The organism is Methanobrevibacter sp., from assembly GCF_050872065.1.
In the GTDB taxonomy this organism is placed as follows: Archaea; Methanobacteriota; Methanobacteria; order Methanobacteriales; family Methanobacteriaceae; genus Methanocatella.
Window position 1 is genome coordinate 1 of the sequence record NZ_JBNMGD010000035.1, and the last position, 15813, is coordinate 15813.

The window sequence follows — 15813 nt, forward strand, 5'->3', positions numbered from 1 at the left end:
ATTTTAATTTGATAGTTGAAAAATTATTATTGAAGGTGATTTTTTGAAAATTAAAAATACTAAGAGTTTATGTCCTGAGTGTGGTAAACCAATCACTGCAGAGGTTTATGATGAAGACAATAAAGTTTTCATAAAAAAAACTTGTGATGAACATGGTGAGTTTATTAACACTTATTGGAGTGATGATAAGTTATATGATAGAGCAGATAACTATATTCCATCAATAATTCCTGTTGAAAATCCATGTGTTGAAGATTCTGCTAGTTGTCCTAGTAATTGTGGGTTATGTTCAAAACATGAAACTTCAACTGTTTTAGGTTTAATTGATGTAACTAATAGATGTAATTTAAAATGTCCGGTCTGTTTTGCTAATGCAGCTGCTGCAGGATATTTATATGAGCCTACTCAAGATGAAATTAAACAAATGCTCAAAAATTTAAGAAATTTAAAACCAAATCCAACTCCAGCTATACAATATTCTGGTGGGGAGCCAACTGTAAGAAAAGATATTGTTGAACTTGTTAAAATGGCTAAAGAGGAAGGTTTTACTCATGTTCAAATAGCTACCAATGGTATTAGATTAGCTAAAAGGGAAAATTTAGCTAGTGATTTAAAAGCAGCTGGATTAAACACAGTTTATCTTTCTTTTGATGGTGTAACTCCTGAACCATATATTAACAACAAAGGTAGAGATTTACTTCCATTTAAATTGGAAGCTATTGAAAACTGTAGAAAAGCAGGTTTAGGTGTTGTGCTCGTACCTACTTTAATTAAAGGTGTTAATGATGATCAAATAGGGGATATAATCAAGTTTGCATTTGATAATAATGATATTATTTATGGAGTTAACTTCCAACCAGTTTCATTTTCCGGAAGAACTCCGTCTGATCAAGTTGAATCCCAAAGAATCACAATTCCTGATTTTGTTAAAATCATTGAAGAACAGACCAAAGGTCAAGTTAAAACAACTGACTTCTATCCTCCATCTGCTGTTGAACCAGTTGCAAGGTTTATTTCTGCTATGGATGGGGATGAAATACCTTCAGTTACCTTAAATTGCCACCAACATTGTGGTGTAGGTACTTATGTATTTAGAGAAAAAACTGAAGGCAGTGGAAGAGACAATTTAATACCAATTACAAATTTTGTTGATGTTGATGATTTATTTGTGAAATTAGATGAATATGCAGATAAACTTATTGAAGGTAAATTTGGTGCTCGTAAGAAAGTTTTAGCGGGTGTTGCAGCACATCTTCCAAAATTAGTGCACACCAGTAAAACTCCGAAAGATTTAGATATTAAAAAGATTTTATTTGATGTATTTGCTAAAAGGTCTTATGATGCATTAGGGGACTTTTCTAAAGATGCAATGCTTATTTCATGTATGCATTTCATGGATCCATTTAATTTTGATGAAGACAGAGTTAAAAAATGTGTTATTCACTATGCAACTCCAGATGGTAGAATAATTCCATTCTGTACTATGAATTCAATGTATCGTGAAAGTGTTGAGCAAAAGTTTGCAAAGCCTTTAAAACAGAAAAAAGAATAATTTAATTTTAAATCACCTTACTTATTTCGTATTTGGGTAGAATCCCAAATACTCGTTTTTTTTAATTCAATTTTTATTGTGATGTTTATGGATATTATTAAAGGAAAAACATGGACTTTTGGGGAGAATATTGATACTGATGTAATAATCCCTGGAAGATATTTAAGAACATTTAACCCTCAAGATTTGGCAGATCATGTTTTAGAAGGTGAACGACCAGATTTTACAAAAAATGTTCAAAAAGGAGATATTATTGTTGCTGATGAAAACTTTGGTTGTGGTTCCTCAAGAGAACAAGCACCAGTAGCTATTAAGACAGCAGGCGTTAGCGCAATTATAGCAAAATCTTTTGCGAGGATATTTTATAGGAATGCAATTAACATAGGATTGCCGGTTATTGTTAGTGATATTGAAGCTAATGATGGAGATGTAATAAGCATTGATTTATCTGAGGGAATATTAGTTAATGAAACTACTGGGGAGAGCAAAACTTTTGAACCGTTTAAAGAGTTTATGCTAAGTATATTGGAAGATGGTGGTTTAGTTAACCATTATCTAAATGAGTCTGATTAGGAGGAATAAAAATGGAATGTCCAATTTGTGGTTCTGATAATGTTGAAATTTTAAATGCAAAACAAAAATCCTCTAAGAAAAAACTCATGGAAGAATATTTATTAAAATGTGAAGATTGCGGTCATGTTTTTAAAGATATTTTCTCTGCTAAGAAACCTAAACCTTATAGATTGATTATTTCTGCACAAGATAAATCTTATAAAACCACTATTGATTTATCTCCCAGTGATGAATTGAAAAGTGGTGATGTCTTACTTTCTGATTTAGGTCAAGTTGAAGTGACTAGTATTGAAGTTAAAGACAAAAGAGTAAATAAAGCAAAAATTGAAGATATTAATACTATATGGGCAGCATCCACTGAAATCCCTGCACGTATAGGTTTTTCAGTAGATTTGCATGGTGAAGTTGATTCCTATAAATTAGATTTGGATAGGAATTTTGAAATAGCTCCTGGTGATGTTGTTAAAATTGACAAACACATTGTGAAAATTCATGTTATCAAGACTAAAGATAGAAAATTAACTTCAGGTTTTGCAAAAGCAGGAATAATAAAAAGAGTTTATTCAAAACCAGTTAAATTCAATAATTTTGATTATGATTTAACTAAAGACATATTTAAGAAAACTAAAAAATCTTCCTAGAGTGAAAATAAAATGAAAGTATATATTGAATCTTATGGCTGTACATTCAATAAGGCTGATGGACAGATTATAGCAGGTAAATTACAAGAAAATGATATTGATATTGTGGATTCAGTAGATGAAGCTGATGTTATTATTGTGAATACATGTTATGTTAAGTTACCTACTGAAAATAAAGTTACTTATAGAATTCAAAAGCTTCAAGAGGAGTTTCCTGATAAAAAAATCATTGTTGGGGGATGTATGGTCGAGATTGATCCTGAAAAATTAGATAAGGTTGCTCCTAATTCTTCATGGATTGGACCACATCAATTAAATAAATCTGCGGATGTTGTTGGGGCTACTTATTGTGGTGAGATAGTTCGTGAATCAGGATTTTCAAAAGAATCTAAAGTTAATGTTCCTAAAAGAATGGATGATAGTTTAATTCACATTATCCAAATATGTGAAGGTTGTTTGGGTGCTTGTACATTCTGTTGCACACGGTTTGCTCGTGGACCATTAAATAGTTATCCAATTGCAGATATCAAGGAAGAAGCAAGAAAAGCTATTGAAAATGGTGCTTGTGAAATTCAACTTACTGCTCAGGATACCGCTGCATTTGGTCGGGACAGTGGTGAGAAACTATCTGATTTAATTAAAGAAATAGCTAATTTAGATGGAGATTTTCGTATTCGTGTTGGAATGATGCATCCTAAAAATGTTTTAAATGATGTTGATGAAATTATTGATGCGATGAAACATCCAAAGGTATATAATTTTATTCATTTACCTGTTCAAAGTGGAAGTGATAAGGTTTTAGCTGACATGAGGAGAGGTCACACTATTGGTCAATATCTTGATATTGTCTCAAAATTTAAAAAGGAAATTCCTGATTTGACTTTGGCAGTGGATATTATTGTTGGATACCCAACTGAAAACGATGAGGATTTTAATTTAACTGTTGATTTACTTGAAAAAATAAAGCCAAGCTTAATTCATTTATCTAAATATCAACACAGGAAAGGTGCGATTTCATCTGCTCTTACTGAGGTTCCTCATGAAGTCATGAAGAAAAGATCAAAATTTTTGTCTGATATTAAATCAAAAATAACAGAAGAAGAAAATAAATGTTTAGTTAATTCTCATCAAAGGGTTCTTGTTATTGAAAAAGGTTCTAAAGGTGGATTTATTGCGAAGACTGACTCTTATATTCCAGTAATTGTGGATAATGTTAACTTAGGAACTTTTGTTGATGTAAATATAACTGAAGCAACCGCTACTTATCTTAAAAGTGAATTATTGTAATATTTTTTTTATTTTTTTTATTTATCTTATTTTTTTATATTAGTGTTACTTTTTTCCTTAATTTTTTTATAATGCTTTTAATTTTTTCTTAAATTTAAAAGTATATTCTAACAGGTGATAAGTTATAATATAAACGGAATATAGGCATTTTTCCGATACATTTATATACTATTGTGTACTACAATTTAATTGGAGGTGTAATTATGAGTGAATTACCAATCGCACCAGTCGGTCGTATCTTAAAAAATGCTGGCGCACAAAGAATTAGTGATGATGCAAAAATTGCATTAGCTGAAGCATTAGAAGAAAAAGGTGACGAAATCGCACAAAAAGCTGTTAATTTCGCACGCCACGCTGGTAGAAAAACTGTAAAAGCTGAAGATATCAAATTAGCAATCAAATAGATTTTCTAATTAGTTATTTTAAAAAAGAAGCTTTTAATGATAAAATCTATTGGCCACTTTTCTTGGTCAATTTTTTTTATTTTTCAAAATTTTCACCACTTGTTCTATTCAATAAAGAAAAGTTTATATATAAGTTTTAATAAACTATATTATGTTGTGTAGGACCGGTGGTCTAGGGGTATGATTCCTCTTTGACGTGGAGGAGATCACGAGTTCGAATCTCGTTCGGTCCATATGCCATGGTAGTTCAGATGGGAGAACGCTAGACTGAAGATCTAGATGTCGCTGGTTCAAGTCCGGCCCATGGCATTACTTTTTATTAACTATTTTTATTAACTTTTTAATTTTGACCATTTTTATTAATTTTCAAAATATATAATTATTTTGTATTTAAAATGAGTTTTAGCAATGTTTTATTTAGATTAAAAATGGTGATGGTTCCTTTAATCTATAATGTGATAGGTTTTGGTTTTACTTGTGTGTTTTCTCGTAAATCTTTATATCTTTTGACGATTTCATAACCTTGGTCACTGCCAATAAGATCTGCTCCTCCAGTTAATATTTGGTTAGCAAATTTGTAATTGTCAATTCCACCATATACTTCAATTTTAATTGTTGGAGCATATTTTTGAATGATATTAATATCATTAACTTTTTCAAAAATGTGACTAGGAGATACAAAACCAGTAGCGGTTTTTACATAATCTGCACCACTTTTAGCTGCTAATTTTGCAGTATTGGCTTTTTGATAGTCTTCTAACACTTTTGTTTCAATAATTACTTTTAAAACTTTATCTCCAATTACTTCTTTTATTTGTTTTATTTCATTTTCAAGTAAGTCATATTTTTCATCTTTTAGGTAACTTAAATTAAGGACTACTTCAAATTCATCGACACCTTTGTCAAGCAATGATTTAGCTGTTGCTACTTTACTTTCTGTATCCTCGAAGCCTAGTGGGAATCCAATAACACTTCCAACTTTTACATTAGTATCTTTTAATGTTTCTTTTGCTAATGAAACATATGTAGGAGAAACAACAACAGAATTAGCGTTGATTTCTTTTGCCTTTTCGAGAAATTCAATCATTTCATGTTCACTAATCATGTTATTTAAATTAGTGTAATTAATCAATCCTGCTAATTCTTTTGAGTTTTTTATATTGTATGTCATTTTATCACCATTTAATTAGTTTGTATTTGTACGAACATTATATTTAAATGTTTTTATATAATTTTTTCACCATGTATGGTCCAACTTTTTCATAGCCAAATTTACGATAATAATTTCTGCTTCCAATTCCACTTATTATAGCTATTTCTTCTTTATTATTGTCAATAGCTAAATTTTCAGCTTCTTTAAGAAGTTTTTCTCCAAATCCAGTATGTTGACCTATTTGGGGATTTTTGTCTCCTATTTTAATCATATTTCCATAAACATGCAATTCTCTTACAAGTGCAGTTTTATCTGTAATTTCTTCTCTGAAATGATCTTTTGATGGGAAACGTAATCTTAAAAATCCTGCAATACTTTCTTCATTAATATCCTCAATGGACAAGAAGTTTTCAATTCCTCCACATGCATTGTAACTTTCGCTAAATAGCTCAAATTCATCTAAACTATATTGTTTTGATGTTTTTTTATGACCAATTTCACGACAGCGTATGCATTGGCAGTTAATGTGCTCTTCATCCAGTTTATTATAAACAAGTTCCCCAAGATTGGATTTTTTAACACCTGCTTCAATTAATGTTGAAGGGATATCACGTTGAATCCTCATTGTTCTAACCCATTTTGGAAGAATCTTTTTAACCTTAACAATTAGTTCAACGGCTTCTTCGTCAGTATACGGAGCATACTTGCCATCAGCCCATAAGTCATATAATTCACTTCCTTTTGTGACTAGACAAGGATAAATCTTTAGCATGTCTGGTTTAAAATTATCATCATTAAACAATTGCTTAAACATTTTCAAGTCTTGTTTCTCATCTGAGAATAAACCGGGCATCATATGCATTGCTACCTTGATTGCAGAATCTCTTAAAAGTTGATTTGCTTCAATAACATCAGCGAGTTCATGACCCCTTTTTATTTTTTTATATAATTCATCGGATAATGTTTGAACACCAAGTTCAACTCTTGTTACTCCAAAATCAAGCATTCTATTGATATGCTCTTTTTTACAATAATCTGGACGTGTTTCAAAGGTCATTCCCACACATCTTACTTTTGAATTTTCATTAGCTTTTTGAATGTCGTTGATTAATACATAATCATTAGGGGGGTATGTTTTAATAATTTCCTTTTCAAAGGATCTTATTTCATCAAAATCTAAATTATATTCATAATTTGTTGGTTTATTTTCAATTATCAAACCAAAATCAGTCATTGCTTTTAGGCATTGTGATACAAACCATTCTTGATAACATAAATCTCTTGAAGGGAATGTTCCTCCCATAATGATTAGTTCAACTTTGTCAATAGGGTGTCCAATTTTTTTGAGCTGTTTTAATCTATTGAAACATTGAACATAAGGGTGAAATTCATACATTCTTCCTCTAAGTGCAGCTGGTTCTTCACCAGTATAACTTGGAGGTGCTGTATCACTTTCCGGACAATAAAAACATCTTCCATGAGGACATTTGTGTGGATGGCACATTACAGCAACAATTGCAACTCCAGACATTGTTCTAGTTGGTTTTTTCTTTAGTATTCCAGAAACAAATTCCTTTTCTTCCGGCTTTGCAAATTCCAATATGTCTGCATTGCTCATAAATCTGGATAATTTTAAATCACGGCAAAGCTGTCTTTTTTCAACTTCAAGATCACGTCTTGTGGATATTTTGCCATTAAGAATATCATTAATTATAATTCGACATGCTTTTTCCATTATTTCTAACCTCAATTATTAATAGTTAATTTTATTTATGGTTTTATTTAAATATTTAATTAAAAATTTTTTAGGTGAATATTATGCAAATTAAAGAATTTTTAGGATCTACTGTTTTAGATAAAAATGCATATGAAGTAGGGAAAGTAACTAATCTTGAGTTTGACACAGTAACTGGTAAAATTGAGGAAATTACTTTAACTTTACAAAAAAATATTTTTTCTAAAGACGAACTTGTAATTAGTTTTGATGATATAGATACTATTGGCGCTTATGTTATCTTAAACAAAGAGATTCCTAAAGAAGCTGAAGTTGAAGAAGATGAAGATGAATCTGTTGAAGTAGAAATCGAAGAATAATAATTGTGAGGTTTTTCAAATGGTTTTTGATGCAAGGGATATAGAAATTCCTTTGAATTCTCATGTTAGATATGTCGACACTGGTACAGTGGGTGAAGTTGTTGACGCAAGAACAACTAATGGTGTTGATTGGGTTAAACTGGATAAAACTGGTTTATGGTATGAATCAAATCGTGTTGAGTTGTTAGAGGAAAAAGATATCAAAAAAGGTTCTTGGGGTAATAAGGATATTGACATTGAAAATCTAAAAGAAAATACAATGAATTTCGAAGAACTTGAATTATCTTCTGATTCTTGTAATGGTGGAGGTTAACTCCACTTTTTTTTAATTTTTTGTAAATAATTTTATTTTTTCAGCTAGTTTAGGTCCTATTCCTTCAATTTTTTGTAATTCATTTTCAGAAACATTACTTAAATCATTTCCAAATATTTTTACAAGATTTCTAGCTCTTTTTCTCCCGAGTCTTTTAACTCCAACGACTAATGGAATGATATCAGGTTTAATTCCATAGTATAATCTAGCAGACAATATATCATATTCTTTTAAGTTAGAATAATTTCCTAAAATTTCAGATGCTTCTTTTGCAAATTTCACGAGGCGAGATGCTTCATAAGCAGATCTTCTTGTTGATGCTGAATATACATTATATTTATTTTCTATTTCATGTTCGCTTTTTTCATTAATCCATTCAATTAATGAAACGGTTGTTGCTTCAGAGATTCCAATATCTACGGCAAACAATCCACATTCAGATAATTTGTCTCTAACTGGATCTTTTGATTTTCTTCCTTTAAATGAAATTAATGGTAAGTCTGGTGTTTGTGATAATGCATAAATAAATTCTTCAGTATTAATCTCATTAATATCTGATATGTATTCTTTAATTTTAACAGCTGTTTCTACTGCATAATTAGATTTAGCTATTAAATAACCAAAATCAGTAGTCGTAAGTCCTTCAGGTGTAGCTCTAATAATTCCATTTTGAAGTAAGAATTCTAATGCATTTTCAAGCTCATATTGTATAGTATATTCTGCAAAAGTAGACATTGATGGATTATTGTTCATTTGATAACCGTAAAGAGTTTTTCCAAAGAAATCCACTAAGTCATCTAAATTTTTAGAAAGAGAAGAAGCAATTTGGGCAATTATCTGTTTATAAATTGCATCTTTATTATCTACTAATTTTGAATTTGTTTTTTCAATTTCTCCTTCAACATAATACTCTTCTAGGTTTTGAACTTCATCCATTGTTTTTGCAATAATATAAGAGTAACCCACATCATCGTATTGTGGTCTACCTGCTCTTCCGGACATTTGTTCATAGTCAAAAACAGGTATTGGTTGTGGCCCGTTACTTGTCCAGCGAGTATGATCTCTAATTACAACGGTCTTTGAAGGTAAATTGACACCATACATTAGACTTGGTGTTGCAGTAATCATTAATATATTTCCATTTCTAAATTCATCTTCGATGATTTCTTTTTGTTCATTAAAAAGACCAGCATGGTGAAATGCAACTCCTAATTCAGCTGCTTCAGCTAATTTTAAGCAAGTACTTGTTGGCAGGGATCCTTTTTTCTTTGGAACTTCCAATAGCTTTTCAGCAACTTCTTTAAATCTTGTTCTTTGTTCTTTATTGATTTTTTTATTAATCTTTTTAGCAACATATGTAGCTAAACTTTCGGTAAATCTTCTTGTAGAAACAAAGGCTAATGCTTGGGAGTTATCTTTCATTGCTTTTTCAACAACTTTAACGATAACATCATTTTTATTTTTCGTATTAAACATCTCTGCATCCAATACTTCCTTATGTAATGGCACTGGTCTGTAATCATGTTCTATGCAAGTTCCATCAAGCCAACCTTCGATTTCTTCAATATTTTTCAAAGTAGCGGAAAGAGCAATGATTCTAATACTAGGATTTATAATTTTAGCTCTTGTAATTGCTGATTCAAGAGTAGGTCCTCTTGAATATTCTCCAATCATATGAAATTCGTCAATAATTAATGTATCTACTTCTCGAAGTACATTCCAGGAAAATCTTGTAAGTGCGTCAAAAGACTCAAAAACCATAACTGATAAATCTGCGCTAGATGGATGTTTTCCTACATTAATGCCATGTTTTTCGAATGCCTTGAATTCTTTTACTTTTTCATTTTGAATTGAAAGGAGTGGTGCAGCATATATTGCTTTTTCACCATTTAATATAGTTTTTAAAGCAGGTAAAACTCCTAAAACAGTTTTTCCACTTGCAGTAGGAATTGAAATTATATAATTGGAATTATCTTCAAGATATCCGGATTCAATTACTGCTTTTTGAGCAGGATTAAAGTCTTTAATGTAGGGATACGCGCTATTAATTATTTTTTTAATATCAGTGTCTAAATTTTCCATTTTAATCATTTATTTTTATTTTTTTTATTTATATTAAACATTTGTAGAGAGCATTAGAAATCTATTATAAATAAGTAACAATTATATATTACTAATTATTAAAATAGTTACAAAATAATATAGGAGATATTAATAATGGTAATTAAAGTAGAAGTATTTTCAACTAATTCTTGTCCACACTGTCCAGCAGCAATTGACGCTGCTCAAAAAGCGAAAAGTAAATTAGGAGATGCAATTGATGTAGAGTCTGTTAAAATTGATGAAAGTCCAGATAACAGACAAAGAGCTGTTGATTATCAAATCATGGCAGTACCAACTATTGTGATTGATGGTGAAATTGCTTTCATTGGTGCACCTGCTGAGACTGAACTTATTGAAAAATTAGAATCTATGTTATAGATTCACTCTTTTTTTATTCTTTTTAATTAAAATGACAAATGATAATTTTATTGGTGTAACAACTGGTACTATAGCAACTGCATGTTCTCTTGCTGCATTAAATGCAATTTTAGATACTCCAAATATTGTTTGTGTTAAAGTTGAAACTCCCAAAGGAGTATTGGATATTCTAATTGATGAATGTAAATCTATTTCTACTAACAAAGCGTATGCTATTGCTCATAAAAATCCATATCATGATCCTGATGTCACTGTAAATATAGATATTGTTTCTACAGTTGAATTAGTAGATAGAAATGGTGAGAAATCTAATGTTATGATAACTGGTGGTGAGGGTGTTGGTATAATTACAAAGCCAGGTCTTCAAATTCCTGTTGGAGACTATGCGATAAATCCGATTCCTCGTCAAATGATTATTAAGAATTTGTTACATAAAATTCCTGAAGGAAAATTAGCTAAAGTAACTATTTCTATTCCTGATGGTAAAAAAATAGCTAAAAAAACTATGAATCCTAAATTAGGCATTGTAGATGGAATTTCAGTTCTTGGAACTACAGGAATAGCAAGATCAATGTCCAATAAGGCTTATAAAGATTCGATTGTTAAGCAAATTGATGTTGCAATTGCTTCTGATATTAAGGATTTAGTTTTTGTTCCTGGTAATATTGGGGAAAAATTAGCACTAAAACAATTAGATATTACAAAGGAACAAATTATTCAAACTGGTAATTTCGTTGGGTTCATGTTTGATGAAGCAGTTAAAAGAGGAATTACTAAATTTACTTTTTTCGGCCATATTGGTAAATTGATTAAAGTTGCTGGAGGTATTTTTGATACTAAACATGCTGTTGCGGATGGTAGGCGTGAAATAATGGTTACTCATGCAGCATTATGTGGTGTTGATAATGTCAATCTTCAAAGATTATTTGATTCAAAAACAACTGATGATATGATGTCTATTTTAAATGAATTTGGAGTTTCAGTCGATGTTTCAAATAGTATTGCATCTGCAATTCATGACAGATGTATGCAACGTTTTGATTTGGATTTGGATGTCATATTGGTTGATATGGAAGGTAATTATTTAAACAATAACTATGTGAATTACCATAAATAAACACTCTCTTTAAATGTATCCTATTAAAAAAGGAAATTTTACTGCAAGGAATGCAATGTTGATACATATTTGGTTGTTTAATCATCTACAACTAGAAAAATTGGAAATTATAGCATTCTAAAAGGAGATTTTACATTATTGGGAATAATAGCAATATCCTTTTAATCAAATGAAAATATATAAGAATAGTTTTAAGCATAAGTTAATATCATGTTAATGAATATCCATAGGGTGTGAAATTGTGAATAGCTTTAATTGTCCCAATTGTGGTAAACATATAAGTGATATTTCTTCTTTTTGTGAAAATTGCGGTGCAAGTATTTCTAAGGATATTTATCTTAGTTATAGACTTTCAGATGTTAAAAAATGTCCGGAGTGCAATAATCTAAATGATATTTATGATAATGTTTGTTCTGTATGTGGTAAAAAATTACCTATTGCATCAGAATCTTATTTAATTGAATGTCCTGGTTGTAGTAATCCTATTTTAGATGATGGTAATTATTGTAGATATTGTGGATATGATTTTAAAAAACATGATTATAATTCTGAAGAGGGTTTTGGTTCATTTGTTAAGAAAATAAAATCATCAGCGGGTAAAAAATGGAGTAATCGTCGTTGTTATAATTGTAATGGAATTCAATTAGATGATGATGCATATTGTAATGTATGTGGATCAGCAGTTCCGACAAGAGATTTATATCCTAATGTGGGATTGACATTTGATGAATATAAGTTAAAATTAGTCAATGAATTCATTATTCCTTTATCTAAACGTTATCAAGCTAATTTCAGATTTATAAGTTTAAGGGATTATTTTGATTTAACTATAGAAGAAGAAAAAAGAATAATTTATGTTATAATGGAATCACTTAAAAAAGATGATAATATTGATGTTTTAGAGTTATTTGAATCTACTCTTAAACAAACAAAAGAGAATTTTGAAAACTTGGATAAAATTATATTTGATATTTTTAAAAAAGATTTAACTAATGAATTTAATTCAGGAAATATTTCTGCGGAAGGAGTAGTCACAATAAAAGACAGTCATTATGAAGTTATTGAAACTCCTGTTGTTAAGAATAAACATGGTGGTGTAACTAAAGGTGTTGCTACATTGGGTTTTGGTTTAATAGGTCTTGCAGCAACTTCTGGAGTTGAAACGACTATGGAAACTAAAAAAGTATTTATAAATGGGGAATATCTTCATTATCAAATCAATTTCAATAAGAATGCTATTATTTTAAAAACTTATGATGATGAATCTCTAGATTTGACTTTTAATTCTGAAAAACCAAATATCAGTCAAACAGCAGTCATATATGAAAATATACATACTTTTAATCCAAATGATTTTACTTTTATTTTAAAATCAGGTGAGACTTTTAAATGTCCAAGTTTCGAATTCAAATCATTATTTGGAGATAGTGTTCTTAAAATTGTCAAAACTTATGATACTGCAATTAATGATAATTTTATTGATAGATATTCTGATAAACTTATAACTAGATCAAGAATTATTCTTTCAGATTTAATAAATAAGCAAATAGAATTATCCCAAAGGCCAAAATATAATATTCAAGAACAAAAGCACTCAGATGTTAGTGAACTTGAAAAAATTATGGGAATGTATGAAAAAGGATTATTAACTGATGATGAATTTGTTGCTATGAAACAAAATATCATAAGAAATAATAAGTATATTCCTGATAATAATGATGGAATTACAATTGAAAAAACTGGAGAATCTCTGAAATTTTGTGGTAACTGCGGTGCTGAAATTGTAGAAGATTCTAATTTTTGTATTAAATGCGGTAATAGAATAAATTAATTATTTAACCTGTGTTTGGAATAAATTATAGAAATTAAAGGGGTTGTGCAGTTTTATCTGCATATTGTTGTATTTACAAGAGACCGTTGAAATTAAATGAATGTCTTTTAATATTTCTTGAAGATTGTAATTGTCATTGTTTTATCATAAAAGATGTTAAATAATATGTATTCATAGAAATGGTATTTCAGAGGGATTCTTTCTAAAAAATTTGTAAATTACTAATAAATTAGAGGGAATTCACTAAATTATTTAAATAATAATTTCATTATAATATAATAATATTAATTAATTGGAGTTTTATTTTATGAAAATAGCTATGGTAGGTCAATTCCCACCCCATGTTGGAGGTGTTGGGGTCCATATTCATACTTTATCGAAAAAATTAGTTGAGAAAGGTCATGAAGTTTATGTGATTACTTACCCTCATAAAGATATTAAAGATATTGATGGAATTCATGTCATAGGAACTAAAGGATTTAATTTTCCAGGTGTTAGGGGATTAATGTTTGCAAAAAATGCTAAAAAAGCTTTAGAGAATCTTTTAGAAAAAGAAGATATTGATATTATTCATGGACATTATTTATTCCCAGCAGGAGCGGCTGCTGTTGAAGTTGGAAAGGAACATAATATTAAAACATATGTAACAGCACATGGCTCTGACATGTTTGAACTATATAAAAACCATCCATTTATGCGATCAACAATTAAAAAGGTTTTAAAAGATGCTGATGGTGTTTTTGCAGTGAGTAATGCTTTAAAACATGAGATTATTGCAACTGGAGTTAATGGGATAGCTAATAAAATAAAGTTATCTTGGAATTCTGTTGATGTTAATAAATATTCATCAAAAACAAATTATTCATTTAAAAAAGAAAATGGACTTGAAGATAAGCCAATAGTTCTTTTTGTAGGTAATTTAATCAAAAGAAAAAATGTTGATTCACTTTTAGAGGCTAAAAAAGTATCTCAAAGTGATTATTATTTAGTGATTGTTGGGGATGGACCTCAATTTAAAAAATTAAACAAGAAAGTTGAAGAAGAAAATATTCATGATGTAATTTTCACAGGTTCTAGAAATGATGTCGAAAATATTATTCCAAGTTGTGATGTATTGATTTTACCTTCATTTTCAGAAAGTTTTGGTTTAGTTTTAATTGAAGCGTTGGCATGTGGAAAACCGGTCATTGGAAGTGATGTTGGTGGTATCACTGAAATAATCAATGAAGATGTTGGTTTGCTTGTAAATCCAAATAAAATTTCATCTATAGCTAAAGCAATTGATACAATTATTCAAGATGATGATTTAAGATTGGTTCTCTCACTTAATGCTCGTAATCGTGCAATGGATTTTTCAGAAATTACAATTCCCTATGATGAGGTTGACTAATGAAAAAGATTGTTAGATCTCCAGGTTCAGCAACAATAATCAATGCTATTGCAACAGGGTTTGGTTCTGCATTTGGAATTGGTTTAGATATAAAATGCATGGCCAAAACAATTAATGAAGGAATAATTTGTTCTAATGATGTTGGTGCAGATGTTGGGCTGATGGAACTTTGTGCTCAAAAAGTATTTGACCATTATACTATTGATAAATCTGAATTTGGTGTTGATTTAAAAACAAAATCAAGCTTACCCATGGCATCAGGATTATCAAGTAGTAGTGCTTCATCTAATGCTATTGTCAAAGCAGTTTCTTCAATCATCTCTGAGGAATTTAATTTAAAATCTCTTGATGATTTAGAAGTGATTAATATGGCAATTGATGCATCACTTGAAGCAGGAGTTACTATTACTGGTTCATTTGATGATGCAACTGCATCTTACTTTGGTGGTGTTGTTGTAACTGATAATAGAAATAGAGAATTTATTATTAAGGAAAATATGGACGAATCCTCTGTATTAGTATATATGCCTAATTATTATTCAAAATCTGGAGAATCAAATCCTGATAGGATGAAATTATTAGCTCCATTGGTGGAAACTGCTTTTGAATTTGCCTGTAATAAAGATTATTTTAAAGCATTGAATTTAAATGGATTATTGTATTCTGCTACTTTAGGATTCAATTCATCAATAGCTATTGATGCACTGGAATCTGGAGCAATAGCGGCTGGTTTATCTGGAACAGGATCATCTTTTGTAGCAATTTCAACTGAAGATGCAATTGATGATATTAAATGTTCATGGAACAAATATGATGGTAAGATTATAAAAACAAAAGTAGATAACGTAGGTTGTAAAATATTGTAAAAAAATATATGCAATACTGTTATTATGGGAAGGGATTATTTAAGTAAATTGTTGAGGATTATATTTTAAATTATTATATAATTATGAAATTTAACTTTAATAATCATATAG

15 protein-coding genes and 2 tRNA genes are annotated in these 15813 nt (G+C 29.7%); 14 read left to right on the top strand and 3 right to left on the bottom strand.

All coding sequences use genetic code 11. From position 1 onward, the window contains the following. The first annotated feature begins 43 nt into the window (after positions 1-43). The 7 genes from tes (at position 44) to ACR0P1_RS05835 (ending at position 4766) form a co-directional block, all read left to right on the top strand. The gene (gene tes, locus ACR0P1_RS05805) at positions 44-1552 is read left to right on the top strand and encodes a tetraether lipid synthase Tes (protein ID WP_432645468.1); all 1509 of its coding nucleotides are present in this window, start codon (positions 44-46) and stop codon (positions 1550-1552) included. Positions 1553-1639: 87 nt separating this feature from the next. After that, positions 1640-2125 (top strand): homoaconitase small subunit, encoded by a 486-nt coding sequence (gene hacB, locus ACR0P1_RS05810; RefSeq protein WP_432645469.1) that lies wholly within the window; start codon positions 1640-1642, stop codon positions 2123-2125. A gap of 11 nt (positions 2126-2136) precedes the next feature. Continuing rightward, positions 2137-2766, top strand: a complete 630-nt coding sequence (locus ACR0P1_RS05815) for an HVO_0476 family zinc finger protein (protein ID WP_432645470.1) — start codon at positions 2137-2139, stop codon at positions 2764-2766. Positions 2767-2778: 12 nt separating this feature from the next. Then, entirely contained in the window at positions 2779-4053 is a 1275-nt protein-coding gene (locus ACR0P1_RS05820; RefSeq protein ID WP_432645471.1) for a tRNA (N(6)-L-threonylcarbamoyladenosine(37)-C(2))-methylthiotransferase, read from the top strand. Positions 4054-4256: 203 nt separating this feature from the next. After that, on the top strand, positions 4257-4457 hold the full coding sequence (locus ACR0P1_RS05825; RefSeq protein ID WP_042691314.1) for a histone family protein: 201 nt from the start codon (positions 4257-4259) through the stop codon (positions 4455-4457). A gap of 161 nt (positions 4458-4618) precedes the next feature. Then, a tRNA-Val gene (locus ACR0P1_RS05830) sits at positions 4619-4690 on the top strand. A gap of 3 nt (positions 4691-4693) precedes the next feature. Continuing rightward, positions 4694-4766 (top strand) — tRNA-Phe (locus ACR0P1_RS05835). A gap of 139 nt (positions 4767-4905) precedes the next feature. On the opposite strand, the gene deoC is transcribed toward ACR0P1_RS05835, so the two are convergent. Both deoC and ACR0P1_RS05845 read right to left on the bottom strand, forming a co-directional pair. Continuing rightward, positions 4906-5628: a deoxyribose-phosphate aldolase gene (gene deoC / locus ACR0P1_RS05840; protein WP_432645472.1), complete on the bottom strand. Its 723-nt coding sequence runs from the start codon at positions 5626-5628 to the stop codon at positions 4906-4908. 43 nt (positions 5629-5671) lie between these two features. Beyond that, positions 5672-7345, bottom strand: a complete 1674-nt coding sequence (locus tag ACR0P1_RS05845; protein ID WP_432645473.1) for a tRNA uridine(34) 5-carboxymethylaminomethyl modification radical SAM/GNAT enzyme Elp3 — start codon at positions 7343-7345, stop codon at positions 5672-5674. An 83-nt stretch (positions 7346-7428) separates the two neighbouring features. Here ACR0P1_RS05845 and ACR0P1_RS05850 point away from each other — a divergent pair, with 83 nt between their 5' ends. Both ACR0P1_RS05850 and ACR0P1_RS05855 read left to right on the top strand, forming a co-directional pair. Then, complete coding sequence (locus tag ACR0P1_RS05850) at positions 7429-7704, top strand: PRC-barrel domain-containing protein (protein ID WP_432645474.1); 276 nt, start codon at positions 7429-7431, stop codon at positions 7702-7704. A 19-nt stretch (positions 7705-7723) separates the two neighbouring features. Further along, positions 7724-8017 (top strand): DUF2098 domain-containing protein, encoded by a 294-nt coding sequence (locus tag ACR0P1_RS05855; RefSeq protein ID WP_432645475.1) that lies wholly within the window; start codon positions 7724-7726, stop codon positions 8015-8017. Between the two features lie 12 nt (positions 8018-8029). Here ACR0P1_RS05855 and ACR0P1_RS05860 read toward each other — a convergent pair whose 3' ends face one another. Next, positions 8030-10108, bottom strand: coding sequence for a DEAD/DEAH box helicase (locus ACR0P1_RS05860; RefSeq protein ID WP_432645476.1), 2079 nt, complete (start codon positions 10106-10108; stop codon positions 8030-8032). Between the two features lie 126 nt (positions 10109-10234). On the opposite strand from ACR0P1_RS05860, the gene ACR0P1_RS05865 reads away from it, so the two are divergent. The 5 genes from ACR0P1_RS05865 to ACR0P1_RS05885 all read left to right on the top strand — a co-directional run bounded on the left by ACR0P1_RS05865 (position 10235) and on the right by ACR0P1_RS05885 (position 15702). Beyond that, positions 10235-10498, top strand: a complete 264-nt coding sequence (locus ACR0P1_RS05865) for a thioredoxin family protein (RefSeq protein WP_432645477.1) — start codon at positions 10235-10237, stop codon at positions 10496-10498. Positions 10499-10529: 31 nt separating this feature from the next. Continuing rightward, the gene (gene cbiD / locus ACR0P1_RS05870) at positions 10530-11615 is read left to right on the top strand and encodes a cobalt-precorrin-5B (C(1))-methyltransferase CbiD (protein WP_432645478.1); all 1086 of its coding nucleotides are present in this window, start codon (positions 10530-10532) and stop codon (positions 11613-11615) included. Positions 11616-11856: 241 nt separating this feature from the next. After that, positions 11857-13446 carry a zinc ribbon domain-containing protein gene (locus ACR0P1_RS05875; RefSeq protein ID WP_432645479.1) on the top strand — a complete coding sequence of 530 codons (1590 nt, stop codon included), beginning with the start codon at positions 11857-11859 and terminating at the stop codon, positions 13444-13446. 307 nt (positions 13447-13753) lie between these two features. Further along, positions 13754-14836, top strand: a complete 1083-nt coding sequence (locus ACR0P1_RS05880; RefSeq protein WP_432645480.1) for a glycosyltransferase family 4 protein — start codon at positions 13754-13756, stop codon at positions 14834-14836. Next, positions 14836-15702, top strand: coding sequence for a shikimate kinase (locus ACR0P1_RS05885; RefSeq protein WP_432645481.1), 867 nt, complete (start codon positions 14836-14838; stop codon positions 15700-15702). Before ACR0P1_RS05880 ends, ACR0P1_RS05885 begins: the two co-directional genes overlap by 1 nt. Positions 15703-15813 lie beyond the last annotated feature (111 nt).

Coding starts and splice junctions, on each gene's coding strand:
- hacB (WP_432645469.1), top strand. CDS start 1,640: ATGGATATTATTAAAGGAAAAACATGGACTTTTGGGGAGAATATTGAT.
- ACR0P1_RS05815 (WP_432645470.1), top strand. CDS start 2,137: ATGGAATGTCCAATTTGTGGTTCTGATAATGTTGAAATTTTAAATGCA.
- ACR0P1_RS05820 (WP_432645471.1), top strand. CDS start 2,779: ATGAAAGTATATATTGAATCTTATGGCTGTACATTCAATAAGGCTGAT.
- ACR0P1_RS05825 (WP_042691314.1), top strand. CDS start 4,257: ATGAGTGAATTACCAATCGCACCAGTCGGTCGTATCTTAAAAAATGCT.
- deoC (WP_432645472.1), bottom strand. CDS start 5,628: ATGACATACAATATAAAAAACTCAAAAGAATTAGCAGGATTGATTAAT.
- ACR0P1_RS05845 (WP_432645473.1), bottom strand. CDS start 7,345: ATGGAAAAAGCATGTCGAATTATAATTAATGATATTCTTAATGGCAAA.
- ACR0P1_RS05850 (WP_432645474.1), top strand. CDS start 7,429: ATGCAAATTAAAGAATTTTTAGGATCTACTGTTTTAGATAAAAATGCA.
- ACR0P1_RS05855 (WP_432645475.1), top strand. CDS start 7,724: ATGGTTTTTGATGCAAGGGATATAGAAATTCCTTTGAATTCTCATGTT.
- ACR0P1_RS05860 (WP_432645476.1), bottom strand. CDS start 10,108: ATGATTAAAATGGAAAATTTAGACACTGATATTAAAAAAATAATTAAT.
- ACR0P1_RS05865 (WP_432645477.1), top strand. CDS start 10,235: ATGGTAATTAAAGTAGAAGTATTTTCAACTAATTCTTGTCCACACTGT.
- cbiD (WP_432645478.1), top strand. CDS start 10,530: ATGACAAATGATAATTTTATTGGTGTAACAACTGGTACTATAGCAACT.
- ACR0P1_RS05880 (WP_432645480.1), top strand. CDS start 13,754: ATGAAAATAGCTATGGTAGGTCAATTCCCACCCCATGTTGGAGGTGTT.
- ACR0P1_RS05885 (WP_432645481.1), top strand. CDS start 14,836: ATGAAAAAGATTGTTAGATCTCCAGGTTCAGCAACAATAATCAATGCT.